This is a genomic window from Gottfriedia sp. NPDC057948, from assembly GCF_042887255.1.
Taxonomy (GTDB): Bacteria; Bacillota; Bacilli; order Bacillales; family Bacillaceae_G; genus Gottfriedia.
The window spans coordinates 191,881-211,324 of sequence record NZ_JBHVPN010000004.1 but is presented as its reverse complement, the minus strand read 5'-3'; the positions used below and the strand labels follow the sequence as shown (position 1 = coordinate 211,324).

20 protein-coding genes are annotated in these 19,444 nt (G+C 32.9%); 5 read left to right on the top strand and 15 right to left on the bottom strand.

Going from position 1 to position 19,444, the window contains the following annotated elements; genetic code table 11:
* The 10 genes from ACFVRR_RS09530 to ACFVRR_RS09485 form a co-directional block, all read right to left on the bottom strand.
* Nucleotides 1-1,437, bottom strand: coding sequence for an FAD-binding protein (locus tag ACFVRR_RS09530; RefSeq protein WP_387327506.1), 1,437 nt, complete (start codon nt 1,435-1,437; stop codon nt 1-3).
* A 110-nt stretch (nt 1,438-1,547) separates the two neighbouring features.
* Complete coding sequence (locus tag ACFVRR_RS09525) at nt 1,548-2,963, bottom strand: PH domain-containing protein (RefSeq protein ID WP_387327503.1); 1,416 nt, start codon at nt 2,961-2,963, stop codon at nt 1,548-1,550.
* Nucleotides 2,956-3,435, bottom strand: a complete 480-nt coding sequence (locus ACFVRR_RS09520) for a PH domain-containing protein (protein ID WP_387327500.1) — start codon at nt 3,433-3,435, stop codon at nt 2,956-2,958. The genes ACFVRR_RS09525 and ACFVRR_RS09520 overlap by 8 nt, the downstream gene beginning before the upstream one ends.
* Before the next feature lie 220 nt (nt 3,436-3,655).
* A complete protein-coding gene (locus ACFVRR_RS09515; protein ID WP_387327497.1) occupies nt 3,656-4,441 on the bottom strand; it encodes a polysaccharide deacetylase family protein in 786 nt (261 codons plus the stop codon).
* A gap of 301 nt (nt 4,442-4,742) precedes the next feature.
* Nucleotides 4,743-6,011 (bottom strand): peptidase, encoded by a 1,269-nt coding sequence (locus ACFVRR_RS09510; protein ID WP_387327494.1) that lies wholly within the window; start codon nt 6,009-6,011, stop codon nt 4,743-4,745.
* Nucleotides 6,012-6,017: 6 nt separating this feature from the next.
* Nucleotides 6,018-6,695, bottom strand: coding sequence for a 3-oxoacid CoA-transferase subunit B (locus ACFVRR_RS09505; RefSeq protein ID WP_387327491.1), 678 nt, complete (start codon nt 6,693-6,695; stop codon nt 6,018-6,020).
* The gene (locus ACFVRR_RS09500; RefSeq protein ID WP_235832758.1) at nt 6,677-7,306 is read right to left on the bottom strand and encodes a CoA transferase subunit A; all 630 of its coding nucleotides are present in this window, start codon (nt 7,304-7,306) and stop codon (nt 6,677-6,679) included. Before ACFVRR_RS09500 ends, ACFVRR_RS09505 begins: the two co-directional genes overlap by 19 nt.
* 65 nt (nt 7,307-7,371) lie before the next feature.
* Entirely contained in the window at nt 7,372-8,700 is a 1,329-nt protein-coding gene (locus tag ACFVRR_RS09495; RefSeq protein ID WP_387327488.1) for an aspartate aminotransferase family protein, read from the bottom strand.
* Nucleotides 8,701-9,336: 636 nt separating this feature from the next.
* On the bottom strand, nt 9,337-10,125 hold the full coding sequence (locus tag ACFVRR_RS09490) for an SDR family NAD(P)-dependent oxidoreductase (protein WP_069033437.1): 789 nt from the start codon (nt 10,123-10,125) through the stop codon (nt 9,337-9,339).
* A gap of 15 nt (nt 10,126-10,140) precedes the next feature.
* Nucleotides 10,141-11,121 carry an MBL fold metallo-hydrolase gene (locus ACFVRR_RS09485; protein ID WP_387327484.1) on the bottom strand — a complete coding sequence of 327 codons (981 nt, stop codon included), beginning with the start codon at nt 11,119-11,121 and terminating at the stop codon, nt 10,141-10,143.
* Between the two features lie 270 nt (nt 11,122-11,391).
* Here ACFVRR_RS09485 and proC point away from each other — a divergent pair, with 270 nt between their 5' ends.
* Nucleotides 11,392-12,231: a pyrroline-5-carboxylate reductase gene (gene proC / locus ACFVRR_RS09480; RefSeq protein ID WP_387327481.1), complete on the top strand. Its 840-nt coding sequence runs from the start codon at nt 11,392-11,394 to the stop codon at nt 12,229-12,231.
* 79 nt (nt 12,232-12,310) lie between these two features.
* Nucleotides 12,311-12,562: a hypothetical protein gene (locus ACFVRR_RS09475; RefSeq protein ID WP_097974601.1), complete on the top strand. Its 252-nt coding sequence runs from the start codon at nt 12,311-12,313 to the stop codon at nt 12,560-12,562.
* Nucleotides 12,563-12,681: 119 nt separating this feature from the next.
* Here the strand turns inward: ACFVRR_RS09475 and cbpA are convergent, their stop codons facing one another.
* The 5 genes from cbpA to rnz all read right to left on the bottom strand — a co-directional run bounded on the left by cbpA (nt 12,682) and on the right by rnz (nt 16,929).
* The gene (gene cbpA / locus ACFVRR_RS09470) at nt 12,682-13,329 is read right to left on the bottom strand and encodes a cyclic di-AMP binding protein CbpA (RefSeq protein ID WP_387327479.1); all 648 of its coding nucleotides are present in this window, start codon (nt 13,327-13,329) and stop codon (nt 12,682-12,684) included.
* 663 nt (nt 13,330-13,992) lie between these two features.
* Nucleotides 13,993-14,634, bottom strand: a complete 642-nt coding sequence (locus ACFVRR_RS09465; RefSeq protein ID WP_387327476.1) for a PspA/IM30 family protein — start codon at nt 14,632-14,634, stop codon at nt 13,993-13,995.
* Nucleotides 14,635-14,649: 15 nt separating this feature from the next.
* Entirely contained in the window at nt 14,650-14,979 is a 330-nt protein-coding gene (locus tag ACFVRR_RS09460) for a lmo0954 family membrane protein (protein ID WP_387327473.1), read from the bottom strand.
* 158 nt (nt 14,980-15,137) lie between these two features.
* Nucleotides 15,138-15,890: a polysaccharide deacetylase family protein gene (locus ACFVRR_RS09455; protein ID WP_097974593.1), complete on the bottom strand. Its 753-nt coding sequence runs from the start codon at nt 15,888-15,890 to the stop codon at nt 15,138-15,140.
* Nucleotides 15,891-16,002: 112 nt separating this feature from the next.
* Complete coding sequence (rnz, locus tag ACFVRR_RS09450) at nt 16,003-16,929, bottom strand: ribonuclease Z (protein ID WP_387327470.1); 927 nt, start codon at nt 16,927-16,929, stop codon at nt 16,003-16,005.
* Nucleotides 16,930-17,076: 147 nt separating this feature from the next.
* On the opposite strand from rnz, the gene ACFVRR_RS09445 reads away from it, so the two are divergent.
* The 3 genes from ACFVRR_RS09445 to ACFVRR_RS09435 all read left to right on the top strand — a co-directional run bounded on the left by ACFVRR_RS09445 (nt 17,077) and on the right by ACFVRR_RS09435 (nt 19,397).
* A complete protein-coding gene (locus ACFVRR_RS09445; RefSeq protein WP_387327467.1) occupies nt 17,077-18,192 on the top strand; it encodes a BMP family lipoprotein in 1,116 nt (371 codons plus the stop codon).
* A 72-nt stretch (nt 18,193-18,264) separates the two neighbouring features.
* A complete protein-coding gene (locus ACFVRR_RS09440; RefSeq protein ID WP_387327464.1) occupies nt 18,265-18,648 on the top strand; it encodes a hypothetical protein in 384 nt (127 codons plus the stop codon).
* A 137-nt stretch (nt 18,649-18,785) separates the two neighbouring features.
* Nucleotides 18,786-19,397: a DsbA family oxidoreductase gene (locus ACFVRR_RS09435; RefSeq protein ID WP_387327461.1), complete on the top strand. Its 612-nt coding sequence runs from the start codon at nt 18,786-18,788 to the stop codon at nt 19,395-19,397.
* The last annotated feature ends 47 nt before the right edge of the window (nt 19,398-19,444 follow it).

Here is a 19,444-nt window from a genome sequence, read left to right as displayed (position 1 = left end):
TTACTCCCCATAATTTTCATAAAACGTATTCATAAATACACTATTTGGATCAAACTCTCTTTTCTTATTGAAAAAATCTTGCGTTTTTGGATATGCTGAAACCATTTGTTGCTTAGACTGATATGGATAATAAGGTAAATAATAAGTACCTCGATGCTCTAGAGTTAGATCAGTCCACTTTTGAATGACTTCTTTTGCATATTGAACAGAATCTTTATCTTTACCGTGTTGAATCAAAACAACGAAAGCAAACATATCATCTTTCGCATAATTCATGACTGTTTCATCATCTTTTTCAACGTATCGAATCGTAATATTTAATATATTTAAATTTTCATATTGTAAATATTCTCTAACATCATCAATGTAACGAACAAATTCATTTACAGGTACAAAAAATTCCTGTAAAACTTGTGTATCTTGACGATCATCGAATTCCATAAACTTACTTTCAGAACGCATGACATTATTGCGAGTTTCATAGTTTCCATTTAGGGAGTGAATAAAGCGATATTGAAATTCCCAAAATAGATTTTTACCAATGTCCGAAGTTCTGGACATACCTAGTGCAAACTTCGGTAAAAAAGCGGAATGATCTTCCTTCAGCTCTTGATCTGAATCGGTCATTTTATGGGATGTTGCCATATAATTAATTGCATAAACCTTATCTAAAAAGCTATCTGGTGCTACAGAAATCCTAGCAATATGCATTCTTGCATTTGGGTTATCTAAAACGTTCTTGTTAAAATAATTTGGATACTTCTTATAGTCCATCTTTTTTGTTTCTACTCGATATAATTCATTATTTGTTAGTTGAAACTCTACTTCTAAAATAATTCCAAACAATCCATATCCACCTAATACATACGGGAATAATTCTTTATTCTCGGTGCGGCTTACTTTAATTACCTTCCCTTCTGGTGTTAATAATGTAAACCAATTAACAGTACTAGCTAATGAGTGATTCCGAATGTCACGACCATGTGCGTTCACACTTAATGAACCACCTACTGAGAATATCTCTTGTGACTGAGTTACCTTCAATGCAAGATGATAAGGATTAATCGCTTTTTGTATATCTCCCCATGTAGCACCACTTTGAACAATAATTGTCTTTTGAACAGGATCCACTTTTTCAACCTTATTAAATGTTTTTAAATCAATCACTACACCGTCTTTATAATATGTATGACCTCCTTGACTATGTCGCTCACCTGCAATTGAAACTGTCTTCCCTTGTTTTTTTGCTTCAATTACAATTTTCTTTAATTGATCTACTTCTTTTCCTTTGACAATACGATCAATTTTAGTCGGAAGAAGATGGCCAACATCATCAATCACTCCATGCTTTAATGGTGCAGGTTTATTCCACAGCGTATGTAAAACTGTCACAAACACGGTTAAGAGGAGTATTCCTACAAATATTCTTTTCCCCAAGTTCTTTTCCTCCTAATTGAAAAAATAAATTTAAGCGTTAGAAAAAGACGTGCTTACACTAATGTATACACGTCTTCTTTTAACGATCTGTACTTGTTCAATACGATATATTAACTAAACCAACCAATCATTTGATTTACGTCTTTTTCATCTAAATGTCTTACCTGATAAGTACGACCAAATTGGCTTGAAAGAATCGTAATGTATATAGATTTTAGTTTTACTCTTTTTTGAAGGAAACTTTGTTCACCGATCAATACTTGTATTCGCTCTTTTGGTAAAATCGCGGTTGTTCTTGAGAAATAACCAGACTGAATGATCACAGTTCGATCTAATAATGTATAGCCTGCGTTTCTAAATCCTAATTCCCCAATAAATAGACCAATTAAAACAATGCCATAAGCCCAGAAATGGACAAATGGAAGTAATACAATTCCACTTGCTATTAGAAGAAAAGTAATAATCATTCTTGAATAATACGTTTTTCGAGCTCTTTTTGGTGCTCGGTTTGATATTTCATCATAGTTAATAGAAGGAATAAAATTTTTTAGGAATAAGTGGACATCCTTCGTTTTAATAAATGGATGTAGAACATGTCTACCTTGTTCCTGCTTATCCCCCATTCCAACAGCTTCTACGTAAACTGTAGAATAGCCGAATAATTGACGAATGATCCCTTCTTTTATAACTACTCCTTGAATTCGTTTTAACGAAACCGTAAATTCATTTTTTTCGAATAACCCTCTTGTAATAATAATTCGATCATCTCTTCTTTGGACAGTAAAGTTTGCAAATTTCAATATGTATCGAATGGTTGAAAAAATTAGGGAAAGTAATAAACTACCTAAAAATACAATAAAAAACATCATGTAAGTGAATGTTTGTATTTGATTATATATTGCCACATAAATACTATGTGGAAGTAAATCCTCGATTTGTGAAAATAATGATGCTAAAACGGCAAAAGCTAGTCCAACTTCAAAGGAAGTGATTCCAGCTAAAAAAAGTTTTCTCGTTTCAATTGTTAAACTTATATCTACTAAAGGTACTGCTTGGACACTATTTTCCTCAGCTACAACCAAACCTACTTTTTTCTTTTTAGAGTTTAATACTTCATTTTTTAATGAAAGTGCCACTTCCTTAGGTATCGCATTTAATATACCTTCAGCTTTTTTCCCACCAGCTGTTTCAATTCGTACGCTCACCACATTAAAAAACTGTTGAATAAATCCAGCATTAATTGAAAAAGACTGAATACGTTCTTTTTGAATAAATGTATTTTCGATTACAAATAATCCCGAACGAATTCTAAATTCATCTTCAGTTATATAGTAGGTAAATCGATACCATTTTATGATTGCTGAAGCAACTGGAAAAACAATCAGAACAGCAGCAAACAAATATTGAAACAATGAACCTTTACCACCTGAAACTAAAAGTATAATAAGTGGTATTAGTACGTTTTTAATTTGCTCTAAAAATACGGTAAGTATATAAGCTGGATGTTGTCTTTTTGGCTCATACATCGTCATCACTTATCCTTGCTAAGTAGATAATTTTATCTCTAAGCTTTTCTGCGACATGGTGTTCTAAGCCTTCAATTTCATGTGTGGTAGCAGCCGTGGAAATATTCACTGTAGATAAACGGTATCGACGCAGTATTGGTCCTACTTCTGTCGTAACGTGTTGAACTCTGACCATAGGAATAACAATTCGTTTAATAACAAATATTCCTTTTTGAATTTCTAACTCATTTTCATAAATCTCATATGCGGTATATTTCAATTTAAGTGTAGGTAAAAATAAAGTTAAAAAAATAATTAACGTTATAACGATACCTATAATAATCATTAAAATAAAGAAGGGAAGTGAAAAATATCTCATAAGAAAATAATAGATAATTGGTAAAGCAACTAAAGAGATACTGCTAAGTAGTGATGTAATTCTCCATACTGACCTCATTTTAGATGATGGTCTTTGTGATGGATTTGCTCTCATTTAATCACCTTTTCTATCTCATTAATCTATCACTTACTATATCATACCATGAGACAAACTATTCACAAACCTCCTATTTATCGACAAAGTTAAAAAAAGGTAATTTTCCCCATGATTGATGAAAAAATAATCTTTTAACTAAGCAAATATCTTTAATAATCAATAAAAAAAAGGTTAACTCATAAAGTCGAACGTACAAAGACTTATGAGTAACCTTATTTCAATCGTAATAAATAGTCTCAGATTCTCTAAAATTTACAATTACCTTAGCCTGTCCTTCTACAATCTTAGCAAATTCATCCATCGTATTCTCATACTTAATATAGATTCTAGGTAAAAGATAGACTTCATTCTTTGTACCCTTTTCTAGATAATATTTCGGATCTGTCGCTACTGCAAATTTATAGTACTTTTTTGTTTCCTCAATTACTTTATCATTATGATAACCATAAGGATAAGAGAGAGCTATCACAGGTTTTCCAGTGATTGATTGGATCTTATCTTTGGAATCTTTCAACTCATGCTGATAATCATCTATCTTCCTTAAATCTGGATGGGTTGCAGTGTGTGATTGGATTGAAAACATCCCTGTATCAGACATCTTTTTTAAATCCGTGCTAGAAAGACGATCCGGCCATCCAATATAGTCGGATATCGCAAAGATAGTTGCTCTTGGTGTAAACGTATCCGATTTCAATTTCCGAAAGATTTTTAACACATTTAAGTTATTTTTATAACCGTCATCAATTGTAATAAATACAGGTTTCTTTACGTTATTACGGTCTCCCCATTGTTCAAAAGTTAAAAGTGTAAATCCATGATCACGTAAATAAATCATTTGCTTTTCAAAATTCTCTGGTGAGACAAACAAGTCTCTTACTCCGTGACCAGTAAACTCATCAATGGAATGATAAATTAAAATTGGAATTTTGTCTGCAGCATGTGTTTTTTCTGGTAGCTGTATCCACAAAAATAGACATAGAAAAAATAAAGTTATCTTTCGCATATAAATCCTCACTTTATCTTTTTTCTATTAGTGTTCCAATTTCATTGCCTTGTATTATAAATTCTCTTACAAAATAAAAAAGACTCGTAAATAACCGAGTCCTCTACCCTTTATTTTTATAACGCCAACATCTTGATCATAGCAGTACTTAGTCCACAACATTGGATTGCTATTTTTCGCCAAATCACCCACTTTAATCTAGTACTTGATGTTTCGTCGATTATTTACATAATATTTAATATAAAAGCTCATATTATTTCCTTGAAAATATTTTTGAGACTTGTTTTGATAAAATACACCATTATTCATCTACTCCACACCAATCTAGTAAAGTGTAAGCAATTACCTCCGCACAACGAAACAATTCATCTAGATCAATGTATTCATTTGGATAATGTGCAACCTTCGTTTCGCCTGGTCCAAACACAATAGTAGGTATTTGTTTTATTTGTGTAAATAAACCGCCGTCCGTACCCCATGGAGAGGCTTCAATAATTGGTTGATTTTTATAAACATATTGATATGATTTCTTTAGAGATTCCATAAATGGATGCTCAAGATCAATACTACCTGGTAACCATCTTGCTCCAAAAAATTCAAGCTCAACCGGATTTTCAATAAACCAATCATCAATTAATGAGAGTGTTTTAAGCCACCTCGTTATTTCAAGTTTAGCTTCTTCGATTGTTTCATTTGGTGAAACACCTAGCCTCCCCTCAAGAGTAACTAGATCCGAGACAGAGGAGGGCCAAGTACCTCCATTTATTTTTCCGATATTAATTGGAATTGGAATTGGCACATTTTTGTATAGTGGATCATCTAGTAATCTTGTATTTCGAACTTTTTCTAATTGATTTATATGATTAATAACCATTATACTTTTTTCAATTGCACTAATACCTTCATACCTTGTTCCACCGTGGGCGACTTTACCTTTTACTTTTATTCGAAACCAAACACTGCCTTGCTGTTTCGGAAAAATTTTCATTTTAGTTGGTTCTGGAATAAGGACAGCATCAGCTTCGTATCCTCGTAATATCGTTGCTAGCGTACCTGCCCCTCCGCTTTCTTCCTCAATAACACTTTCAAAATAGATGTCGCCTTTAAGAGGAATATTACATTTTTTTATTGCTTCAATCGCAAATAATGCAGCAACATTTCCGCCCTTCATATCTGTTGTTCCCCTACCATATAAGCGATTTCCAACGATTGCACCACTATACGGATGGCGCTCCCAACTACTTAGTTCACCCTCGGGAACCACATCAATATGTCCATTTAATATAATCGATCTACCATTACCTGTTCCCTTAAAAATTGCAACGATATTTGGACTATCTTCAAATGAAGTTCGTTCTGAAATAAAAAAAGATGATTTTGTTAATTCCTCAATTGATGGCTCAAAACGATCAATCACTAATCCAAGATTTTGTAAATAATTTGAGACAATTTTTTGTGCAGCAGCTTCATTTCCTGAAACACTTTTTTCACGAACAAGATTTTGAAGTAATTCAATTACCTTGTTCTTATTTTTATGAATGTAGTCATTAATTTTAGCTTTCAAATCCAATCTAGATCACTCCCAACGATGAACAATAACATTTGGGTTCACAAATAGTGGAGCACCAGTTTTCTCAATCACATCGCTGACTAAATATGGAGACATTACTTCATTTAACCAAAGCTCTCCATTTTCTTTTTTAACTTCAATTACGGCCATTTCAGTAATGATTAAATCTACGCAATTTGGAGATGTAAGAGGGAGTGTACATTCAGAGACTATTTTTGGGTCACCATTTTTATTAGTATGGTTCATTAAAACAATTACTTTTTTTGATTTTTGAGCTAAGTCCATTGCTCCACCAATTCCTGGCACTCTTTTACCAGGGACAATCCAATTTGCTAAATCCCCATTTTTACTGACTTCGAGGGCACCTAGTACTGTTAAATCTAATAAACCTTTTCGAATAATCGCAAAGGCTATGCTACTATCAAAATAACTCGAACCTGGAATTAATGTTACAGGTAATCCTGCAGCATTACATAAATTCTCATCTTCCTCACCTTTTTGCGGAGTAGGCCCTAAACCTAACACGCCATTTTCTGCATGGAACATTACTTGACAATCATCTGGTAAGTAATTTGGGATCAGTGAAGGAATTCCAATCCCAAGATTCACAATCATACCGCTCTTTACTTCTTTTGCTGCACGTTTTGCCATCATTTCCCTAGGATTTATTTTTCCCAAACCCACTTCCAATTCACTCCTTCCGATTGAACGATGTGGTTTACGAAAGCGCCAGGCACGATAATTTCTTCAGGTTCTAATGCTCCTAATGGAACAATTTCTTCAACTTCCGCAATTGTGATTTTTCCGGCCATTGCTACATAAGGATTCGTATTGCGAGCACTCTTATCAAAAACTAAATTCCCAAAAGGGTCTGCTTTCTTCGCATATACAATTGAAACATCTGAAATAAGAGGAGTTTCAACTAAATACTCTTTCCCAAATACATTCACTCTCTGTTTATCAACATCTATTACACTATCAATCCCAATATCCACTAAAACACCACCTAATCCAACTCCACCCGCTCGGATCCGTTCGATAAATGTACCTTGAGGACTGAACTCTATTTCTAACGTACCATCTGTCATTTGCTTTCCAGCATTCGGATTTGATCCGATATGTGTTGTAATCATTTTTTTTACTCTTTTAGCCGTCACTAATTGGCCAATCCCAACATCAGGAAAACCCGTATCATTTCCAATTAGAGTAAGATCTTTCACACCTTTCTCTAAAATGCTCCTTATTAATGTTGGCGGGTTACCGATTCCTCCAAACCCACCGAACATTAACACCATATCATCTTTAAAATAAAGCAAAGCTTCTTCAATACTAATGATTTTTCCGAAAGTATTGATTGCCATTATTCGATCTCCTTTGCTTCTTGATTTAGCTCATTAAATACTGCCTTCAATAAAGTTAGCAATTCATTTACTTGCGCATCAGTAATGACTAAAGGTGGAGAAAGCAAGAAACTATTTTCAGATCTTCCATAGGGACCACTAACAGATGGATACAGTAATAATCCATGATTTTTAGCAATCTCAATTACACGATTTGTTACACTTTTACAATCAAAGAAATCTTCATTTATTTCTATTCCGATCAGTAGTCCTTCTCCCCTGATATCGAATAGAAAAGGATACTCTTTCTGCCATTCCTTTAGTTTTAATTTAATCTTTTCACCTTGTATTTTAGAATTTTGTACTAATCCATTTTTTTCGACATAGTTTAAAACCGCTAAAGCTATACTTGCAGAGAGAGGATTCGCACTAAACGTATGTCCACTCATAACAAGTCGACTGCCTTCTAATATTGGTTGCATTACACGATCACTTGCGACTGCTACAGCAATTGGCGTATAACCAGCAGCTAATCCCTTACCGAGGACTAATAAATCGGGCACACAATTCCAATGGTTCATTCCGAACATTTCTCCAGTTCTACCTATTCCCGTCATTACTTCGTCCGCAATAAGTAACACATCATGTTTATCACAAATTTCTTTAATTTTTTCATAATACCCTTTTGGAGGAGTTAACGCACCTCCTGCCGCACCAACAATAGGTTCAACTATAAAGGCTGCTACATTTTCAGAACCTAATTTCTGAATTGTACGGTCAAGTGCGGTCGCACAAAGTAAACCACAATTTCCAGACTCTAATTCAAATGGGCACCTTTTGCAATACGGCGCTTCAACCATTGGATAATCCTCTAGTAAACTAGTAAAACGTTTCCTCCTTAAAGGATGCCCTGACATAGATAAGGATCCGATGGTGATGCCATGATAGCTCATGCTCCTTGATATAATCTTCGTTTTCGTATGAATTCCTCTTTCTTGAAAATGCTGTATTGCCATTTTCATAGCTGTTTCAGTAGCTTCAGTACCACTATTAACAAAAAAACTCCAGTTTAAATCTCCAGGTGCTAGCTGAGCTATTTTTTCAGCTAATTGTTCTGCCGCCTCACTCGTAAACTGTGATCTATAAACAAACGCCACTTTAGAGGCTTGCTTTACCATTTCATCAATTATTTCCTTCACACCATGACCAATACTTGCAGCAACTGCACCCGAAGAACCATCAATATATTTCTTTCCTTGCTTGTCCCATAGGTAGATAGTTTCTCCTCGATCAATTGTTGGATAACGATCACCTACAAGTGGTTTTATTAAATAATCCCTTTTAGTCATACTATCCCACCATCTTTCAATTAGATCTCATTACTATATATATAGTTGAAAGCGCATGAAGTTAGACTAATGAAAAACAATAGGGTTTACTTCGAATGAAATTATGTTGATTACAACTGAAAAAGACCACAAAAATGTGGTCTTAACTTTCCTTTATGTATTTAGCAAACGAATTAGTTTACAACCAAGCTATTAATAACTTTTAAGTTAAAGGATTAAAAATTACAGGAACATCTAACTCGAATTGAACTTTTTTTGCCAATAATGCTCCCATTTGATTATGTTTAATTTTCTTAACTTCTGGTAGTGAAGGTGCCTTAAATAAATCTACTGAATTTTGATATTCAAGTACCCATGATATTAATTCTCTAGATAACTCTTCAGATATGTGGAGGTCATCAATATCAAAATTCCAATTACACTTTGCACACCAAATGGGATCAGCAAAATCTGCTTCTACTCGATATAATTCACCATGACTACATTTATTTTTATAAATAATAAAAATCCCCTTTAATCTTTAATTGCAATATTTCTTTTTTATTCGATTCTTTGACATAAAAAAAGCTTCGAGAAAATTCCTCTCTTAGCTCTTTTTTCTATCATCATCTAAGCTGTCTCTATAAACAGCTTCAATTATTTTTTATTTCCGAATTTCATCATTAAATAATAACTTACTTTAGGGAATACTGAATAGACTTTTGCTCCAAATCCCATCCATGAAGGTAGGTCGATTTCATGAACATTTTTTCCAATTAAAGAAATAACTTTCGAAGCAACTTTTTCAGGGTCTAACATCATTTTCCGAACAGATTTTGCGTATGATCCTGACTCATCTGCTATATCAAAAAACGGTGTATCCATCGGACCTGGATTTATATTCGTAATATAGATACCGTCTTTTTCAACTTCTTGTCTTAAAGCATTACTGAATCCTAGCACTGCATGCTTAGAACCTGCATATGCTGCAGCCTTTGATGTTGCAATCTTACCGGCTAAAGAAGCGATATTAATAATATGTCCCTTCCCTTTTAGCTTCATAGACGTAAGGGCAAGCTTTGAACATATCATGACTCCAAATACGTTGACATCAAACATTTGCTTCATATCTTGAAGTGACATTTGTTCAACTGTTTGAAATAGACCATACCCTGCATTATTTATTAAGACATCGATTCCATCAAATTGCTCTTCGATTTGATGAAATGCATCGTATACTGCATTTTCATCTGTCACATCTACAACAAAATAATGACATTTAACTGGAAAATCTTCTTGTATTTTTGCCTTTAAGTTTTTTAGCTCAGTTTCTCTTCTAGCAATTAAGACGATATTAGCGCCTTGTTTTGCAGCAGTTAAAGCTAAATCTTTCCCAAGACCACTCGAAGCACCTGTTATTACTACCGTTTGGTTACTTAACCTCAAAAATTTCCACCTCTATTATTGACTGACTGAATGCTCATTCGTTTTATACTCAAGTATACCATCATTTCGTTCATTTAAACTAATAAAACCTAAGTTTTCCAGGTAGTCTAATTGACCAATTGTTTCAGACAAAGTAAGTGAAAGTTGTTTTTGATAAACCTTTGGAAATAACATTTGGCAAACTTCATATGCAGTTAACGGTTGTTTTTTAATCATTTCATATACTTTTGCAGATCTAGCTTTTTGCTTTTCTAATCTACTTTTTACTAACCCTTTAATATCTGTAACTGGTTCACCATGACCAGTATATAATTTTGTAATCTGAAGTTCCGCTATTCTTTTTAAAGAGTGATTGTATTGTAATAATGGTTTTACACGTTCGGTTTCACCATTTAATGGCGGCTCAATAATTGGGTTTGACGAAACCTTATCTAATAATAAATCTCCACCGAATGCAATGCCATCATCCTCACTGAATAAAGAAATGTGTGAAGTTGCATGACCAGGTGTGTACAATACTTTCAATCCAAAAATACTATCAATTTGATCGCCTTCATCTATCGTATGAGTTAAAGAACGAATACTAGTATATGGCATTTTCTCTGTTGTACGAGGCATTCTTTGTACATATTCTTGTGGTACACCGTATAATAGTGCATTTTCAATAAAGTACTCATTATAGTAATTTAGGAATGATTGTTCCTGAGTTAAATACGGAATATTTCGTTCATGGCCTAAAATCTTCACATCTTCATTGAACTCTTCTAATAATCCTGCATGGTCTGGATGATGATGAGTTAAAATGACTTGTTCAATATCTTCTAATTTATACCCTATTTTATCTAATTCACTTTTAAGTGCATCTAATGTATCTGGAGTATTCGTTCCTGTATCAATTAAAGTCAATAAATCTCCTTCAACTAAAAAAACATTTACTGTATTCATTGCATAAGGTACCGGGAGTGTAATTTGGTGAATCTTATCTTCAGGGATCATGTTAATTCCTCCTTATCTGAATCTTCTTACAGTTAATTCTAATATACATTTAAAAAAATACAAACAAAGATGATTAGAATTTTACATTAATATAATACCAGAACCTAGAAAGTACTGTGAACACGGGGATCGATAAAGGTATTTTGCCTGCATCTAAAAATTATTTAAAAATATTTTTGAAAAATGATATAAAAGTAATATGTCAACTAGGAATATAGCATTGATTTCTCTAATATAAATATCTATTACAATAAAGGTGAGGTGAATGTAATGTTTCTAGGAAAAGTTGCGTTTATTGGTGCAGGTAGTATCGCAGAAGCATTAATTGCAGGATTAATTGATAGTGGGTATATTGAAGGTGATCAAATTGCAATCACTAATAGGGAGGATTTAGAGCGTTTAGATAGTTTACATACAAAATATGGTGTATTAGCTACTACTAACCGTCAGCTAGCAATCTCTGGTTCAAGTGTAGTTTTTTTAGCGATGAAGCCTAAAGATGTTACAATCGCTCTTGATCAAATTAAAAGTTTTTTCAATGAAAAACAATTAATTATTTCCCTAGTAGCAGGTGTTCCAATCAGTACAATTAAGCAGTTATTAGGAAATGAAAATCTGAATATTGTTCGTGCAATGCCAACTACGTCTTCACTCGTTAGAAAATCTGCTACAGCACTTGCTTATCCAGATGAAGTTCCTTTTGATAAAGTGCAAACAGCAAAAAGATTATTTGAGCGTGTTGGTATTGTCGCTAAAGTTGAAGAAGACGAATTACATGCAATGACTGGATTATTTGGTAGTGGTCCAGCCTATATATATTATGTCATCGAGCAATTTGAACGAGCTGCAATGGCACTAGGGATCCATCGTGATATTGCCAAGCCATTTATTCAACAAACTTTAATGGGCTCGATTTCAATGCTTCAAGAAACGAATAAATCTCCATTGACATTGAGGAAGAAAGTTACAAGCCCAAATGGCACTACTCAAGCTGGAATCTCTGTTCTTGAAGACCGTGAAGTTGCTAATTCATTCTTAAATTGCTTTATTGAAGCAACTGTTCGATCACGTGAAATCCAAGAGGAATATGAAAAAATTAATAAAATTTAATCAGCTTGTCATGACTCTCTTCTTTAGGTAATAAAATGATACAGGTAACTGTGTTGTCCTAAGGGGGGAGAGTTTTCTGATGAAAATAACAAACAGTAGAGTATTACGAGCGAGTATTAAGCGTATTCTCATCACAATTGCTTTAATCGTTACACTAGTATTAATTGTTGGCTTTCTAACAATCAGTTATGTTGTTGGTAATTCAATGGTAGAAGCAAAAGGCAAACCACTTAGCTACCCTCAAAAAGTATCAACTCTCCTACTATTAAAATTCGATTCATTAAAGAAAAATAAAGAATCAAATCATGAAGTACATAAAAAGCTAAATTAAGGGTTTAACTAAGTCCAAGCCTTCAAACTTGCCTCAAAATTTACAAATCATATTTAAATTAAGTTTAATAAATAAAAGAGCAAGGTACTTTATAATGATCCCCTTGCTCTTCTTTTTAATCATTTTTGAGTAGCATGACTTGTTGCAACTTCTTCATGCATAATATGAAACTCTTTTTTAATAATATCTTTTTTCAACTTAATATAATCGTTTTCACTAATAGTTGGTGGTAGCGTAATTAAAACTCTTCGATAAACCGAATCACTATCTAGTGTGATACAGCTCTTCAAATTAGAATATTTATTTACAAGCTTAGCTAATCTTGCTAATGCACCTTCATGTTCCATCGTACTAACAGTTAATGAATAACCGCCGTCCTTCAGTCCCCATGCTTCTTCTAATAATTCAAAAACTGTTTTATGCGTTAAAATTCCTACAAATTCATTTAAATCATTTACTACTGCTAAATATGGAAAACGTTTAATCGTAAAGAATACTTTGAAAAATGGTGAATCCTCCTGAATTGGTGGACATTCTTTGCGCACAAAATCATTTACTGTCTTGCCTTGCAAAGAATCGTTATCTACTAAATACTCAGCTAAATCAACACGATAAAGATTTCCAACATACTCTTTATCATTTTCACTTAAAACTGGAATACATCGATATTTTGTTTTCTTTAAAAGATCCCATGCAAACTGTGCCTCAGTTGAAACCATACAATGAACTACATCATGTTTTTTTACGATATTACCTTTAATTCTCAATAATAACCCTACTTTCAAAATTTATTTTACTAATCATTCTTAATTTTTTATTTTAAAAACACATATACAAAAATTAAAACTCCATCAAGTCGCATGTTTTAATTAAAAGCACTGTTAACATAAGTAGAATCGATTCAAGCCCCTCATCCCAAAGATTGAAACTCTACAAACCTCCTTATACGCTCCTTAAATGTAGGATCTTTATTTATGTGGGAATCTTACGGATCTTACGTTAATAAATAACAATGTCTTTTAAAACCATCTCGAAGCCTTTCATAATTAATTCGCCTTTTCTCAAAATGTACCTTTTTTGTTTCACAAACTAATTCAAAATTTTCAAATAATTCTACAATACTATTTAAAGTCAACATCATATCTATATTTTTAAAAGAGAAATTTATTCCAAAATAATCAAAGAAAAGAAAAAAAATCTGGTTCGTGAGTAACTTAGAATGCATTTTCTTGTAATTTACTTACTCATAAAAGGTTCATAAGTAACTTAAATTACTTTTTCTTGAGAATTACTTACTTATAACCTCCTGTAGTGGAAATCCACCTCACACATCTACTTCTCAGTGAAAAAAAATGAAATTAGTTGAATTGTTCCATTTTAAATCCACACAAAAAAAGAAGAGATAGGTGATCTCTTCTTCTCGAAAACGATTATGCTTCTTGCTTTACTTTATTTGTTAGTTCTTTTTTTAATAAGTCAATTTTGTAATCAAATGATTGAAGATCAAATTCTGAACGAACTCTTAGCTCTAAATCACGAATTTGTTTTTCAAAGTAGTTGAAGTCAATTGATGGCATTTTACTATTAAGTAAATGGTGAGTTTCATTTATTTTTTTTGTCGCGTGAGCCATGTTTTGGCGAGACATTAAGTCATATTTTTTCGTATGAAGCTCTTTTAACTTTTTTTCAATTTGATTAACTTGCTCATGCATAAAGCTAATTTCTTCTTCTGTTTTAGCGATTAACGTAACAAACTTTTCAGCTTGTTCTTTATAAAAAGCTAGATCTTCAGTTGCACGTTTGATTAACTCTTCAACACCAGCTTCATTTGCAACCTTTAATTGCTCTTCACGTTTTTGCACCATTTGAAGTGCTCCCTCACGTTCGACCTGGAATTTCGTACGTAATGAGTAATGTCTTTCAAGTAATCCCCTTACTTTTCCTAATTCACTTTCAGATTGTTTAATGAAGTAATTCAATTGTGAGATAGGATTTTGTTGTTCTTTCTCATCTAATAAGCCATGTAAATCCGCTGAGATTTGATTTTTAATACGAGTAAATAAGTTTTTCATAGTCATACACTCCTCTTATTTTATAGGGTTGAAATTTTCATCATAAATATTAAATTCATCATCTTTAAGGTTTTTTTGATTTTTATAATCTTTATATAGGTAATAAAGCAAAATTGCTGCGGCTGCACCTATTAAAGAAGGAAGACCACTTATTGCAATCGATAATCCGATTAATCCAATAATTGTCCAGATGATTTTCATTAAAATCGAATCTGTTTTCATAAACTTTTTAAAACTGAAATATGTGATTACTAACCCAAGTGCTAAAGTAATCAAGCCACCTAAATTCGCTAAAGCAACTCCAATTAATATTAGTACGAGGATAAAAGTTAAGAACTTCTTCATGACCTCGTCGCCTCCTTTCAACTTATACTCTTATCTTATACAAGTTTTTATATTGGAATAATGGCCTGAGGAATGGTTTTATATCAGACTTAAGAAGTAGAAAAGCCAGACAAACAAAAAAACAGATCAATTTGGATAATCCATTGATCTGATTTTGACTAAAAATTAGGAAGTTTAACTCCTGCTTTTAATTGTAATAGTTGTGATACCGTTACAAACTGATAACCTTGCTTTTGAAGGGCTGGTAAGATTTGTTTCAGTGCTTCGATAGTTTGACTACGGTCCCCGCCGTGATCATGAAAAAGAACAATATCTCCTTTTCTAGTATCTTTTAATACATTTGATACGATTTTATATACTCCAGGATTTTGCCAATCAAATGTATCCTGATGCCATGACCACATAACAGTTAAATAGCCAAGATCATGCACTGTATTTATCGAACGCTCACTATAGTAACCAAATGGTGGTCTAAATAATACTGGTTCGACATGAGTTGCAGCTATAATTGCATCATGAGTTTTATGTAATTGATCTCTTATTTGATCATCAGTTAAATACTGAAGTCTAGCATGCGTATATGTATGATTCGCAACTTCATGACCTTCTTCTATTTCTCTCATTACAACTTCAGGAAATTTCGCAACTCTCTCACCGACTAAAAAAAATGTTGCTTTAGCATTATACTTCTTTAACAAATCTAAAACTTCTGGAGTATATTCATCATTCGGCCCATCATCAAATGTAATTGCTATTACTTTCTCTTTTACAGGCACCTCCCAAATAGCAGTACCTTGCTTTTCGTAGTAATATCGATTTTTACTTTCAGCTGATGCATTAATAGAACTGTAAAAAATAGATTGGAAACAAAAAATAAATAAAAGGATAACTTTTAATTGTTTCAAAGCCATGACCTTCCTTTTACGCAGAATACTTATATCATGTCTCTAAACTATTCTTTTATGTACACTTCTCAACTTTTTAAAAGCTCTGCATCTTAACTGAAAATTTCATTCGTAAAATTTAATCGTTTCTTGTGATTTCATATTCATCAAAATCATTCGCTATATATGTATGATCAAATATTTCACGTGCTTCATCTAATAATTTTTTTGAAGCTTCCCCTTGATATCTTGCACTTATATGTGTTAAATAGAGTGTTTTAATTTCCTCACATTTAGCAACAGTTGCAATTTGAGTACTTGTAGTATGGAAATAATCATATGCATGAGCTGTTTCATCGTCTGCAAAGGTTGATTCATGTACTAATACATCCATACCTCTTGCTAGCAAATTACTTTTATCAGTTATACGAGTATCCCCTGCTATTGCAATGCGTCGACCTTTTTTTGAAGGCCCAATAAAATCCTTACCATTTAAAATTCTTCCATCCTCTAACGTTACTGTTTTCCCTTCTTTTAGGAATTTATAAACTGGCCCTGGTTTTACACCAATTTTCTTTAATTCCTCTACGTTCAATTCCCCAGGTAAATCCTTTTCAATAATTTGATAACCAAATGATTGAATTCCATGTTCAAGCTCTACTGCTTGAACAATAAATTGGTCATCTTCAAAAACGATCCCTTCAGAAGTTTCAACATAATAAATCGGATATTTCAAATAAGTACCACTAATTTTAAAGCTAGTCTCTACATATTCCTTTAACCCTTTAGGTCCATAAATTGTTAATAAATCTTCTCCACCTAAAAAAGTTCTACTACTTATTAATCCAGGTAATCCAAAGATATGATCGCCATGGCAATGAGTAATAAAAATTTTCTCGATTCGTCGTGGCCGAATTGTCGTATGTAATATTTGATGCTGTGTTGCTTCACCACAATCGAAAAGCCAAGTCGCTCCTCTTTCCTCTAAAAGCTGTAATGCAATACTTGTTACATTTCTACCTTTTGATGGCATTCCTGCTCCCGTTCCTAAAAATACAAGCTTCACGTTAATGCCTCCATCTTAATCATTTCTAATTGTTACAGTACCACTTGTATATTAAATTGCCAACACTTTAAAGAATGATTTATGAAATGATTGGGAAATTTACACAATAGAGCTAAGTTTTTTAAAAATAATAAATGGAGGAAAACAATGCGAAGACGTTTTTTCCAAATCGCCACTGTCTCACTAATTGCTAGCCTTACTTTAACCAGCTGTGCTAATCGAAATAATAATATAAGTGCATCGGAGAAAGAAAAAGAAAATGATTTTAAGATTGGAATTGTTATGGGGAAAACAGAAATTCACGATAAAGGATTTAACCAAGCAGTTTGGGATGGAATTATAGAAACTGGAAAGAAACATGGTTGGAAGGAAAATAAAAATTATGTAAAAACTGATGCCCCAAACGACAAAGCAGCAAAAAAAGAATTAATGAAGTATGCAAAGAAAAAATATGATTTAACATTTGGAATAGGCTATTCATTTCAAAAAGCCATCTCTGAAGTTGCGAGTAAAGAAAAAAAATCTGACTTTGTCATAATTGATGGGATTGTTGAAAGACCAAATGTCGTAAGTATTACCTATCGTGAAGAGCAATCAGCATTCCTCGCTGGTATTGCAGCAGCGATGAACACTAAAACGCATAAGATTGGATTTATCGGTGGTACAAAAGATCCATTTATAAAAAGATTTGAATACGGATTTAAAGCAGGTGTTATGTCAGTCGATCCAAAAATAAAAGTATTGACTGAATTTGCAAATTCATATGATAAAACTGCAGAGGGAAGTAAATTAGCAAAGTCCCTATACAATGATAAAGGTGTAGATATAATTTTCCAAGTAGCAGGAAAAACAGGATTAGGTGTATTTACTGAAGCTAAAAAATTAAAGAAAAATGGTAAAAAGGTTTGGGTAATTGGTGTTGACCGGGATCAATATAAACAAGGATTACCGGAAAATGTCACCTTAACATCAGCAATTAAACGAATAGATAAAGGCGTAGATGAAGTAATTACAAAGAAATTAAAAGGGAACTTTCAAGGCGGACGCATTTTGAGATGGGGCATTAAAGAAAATGGCGTTGACCTTGCAAAAACAGATAAGAATTTAAATAAAGACACAAAAGAACAAGTTGATTTATATAAAGCAAATATAAGAACAGGGCATATCGAAGTACCACAAACAAAAAAGGATTTTGATAACTTCTCTCCTACAAAGCCTGAAAAAGCAGAAATTAAAAAGAAAAAAGTAAAAATTGGTAAATAAAAAATTCTTGTCCAATTATATGAATATTCTGCATATAGTATAGTACCAACAAAAAAAGTTAGGTGTGATACTATGTCAATTCGAGATTTCATATTACTCTTCTATTGTTTTATCATCTTTTTATCTGTACCAATTGGGTATAGATATGCTTCAAAGAAAACAAAAGAGACTGGACAATTTTTACCGTATTTAGTAGTATCGCTTGCCATTGTTTTAGCAGACGGAATCCTTTCTATTTTAGTTTGGTCACTTTTTACATCACAAATGGATACATTCATGTATATAGGTGGATTACTTACTGGAATGATTTTCACATCAATATGTGGTCTATTACTACTATCCGTTTTACTTTTAAGAAGAAAATATTTTTTAAACGCATTTGTTGATCTGAACACTGCTAGAATCGGAACAAATCCACCACCTGATGATCAATCAACCAATGATAAAAAGAAATAGAGCTCTCATGCTCTATTTCTTTTTTTACTTGTAAATCAGTTATATCCCTAAAAAAATTTCGTAATTCGAAGCTAATAAATTGAGATTTAGTTCTAATATTGTTTATACTTTCTTTAATTGATTTAGGAGGTTTCATAATGAAAGTTACAATTTATTCGGACTATGTATGTCCGTTTTGCTATTTAGGAAAAAAACCACTTGAGGACGCTATGAAAGAAGTTAGCGACGTAGAGCTTGAATGGAAACCATTCCAATTAAGACCTGAGGGAGCTGAACCTTTAAGTCCAAATAGTTCTTATATTCAACAAGGATGGAAATTCGGTGTTCAACCACTTTCACAAAAACTCGGTGTAGAGATGATTTTACCAACTATGGATCCTCATCCTTCAACTAAAAAAGCTCACAGAGGCTTTTTATTCGCTGAAGAAAATGGAAAAGGTGCTGCATATGCACAAGCGGTTTTGGCAGACTTTTGGACAGAAGGCAAAGAAATTGGTGATGTAAACGTACTTGCAGATATCGCTGAAAAACTTGGCTTAGACCGTTCTCAATTCATAGAAGCTGTTTCAAATTCTAAGTATGACTCATCGATCCAAAACCCTAATTTTATTAATGCAGTACCAACCTTTATAATTGGTGATCAAGTTTTACAAGGTGTTCAAAGTAAAGAGGCATTTATTCAAGCTTTAAACAACCAAAAACTTGTTGAGCAGTCTTCATTAAGCTGCGACATTGATGGAAACTGTTAATAATCTTTAATCAAAAAGGATATCTCTTAAGTTTGTTTAACTTACTA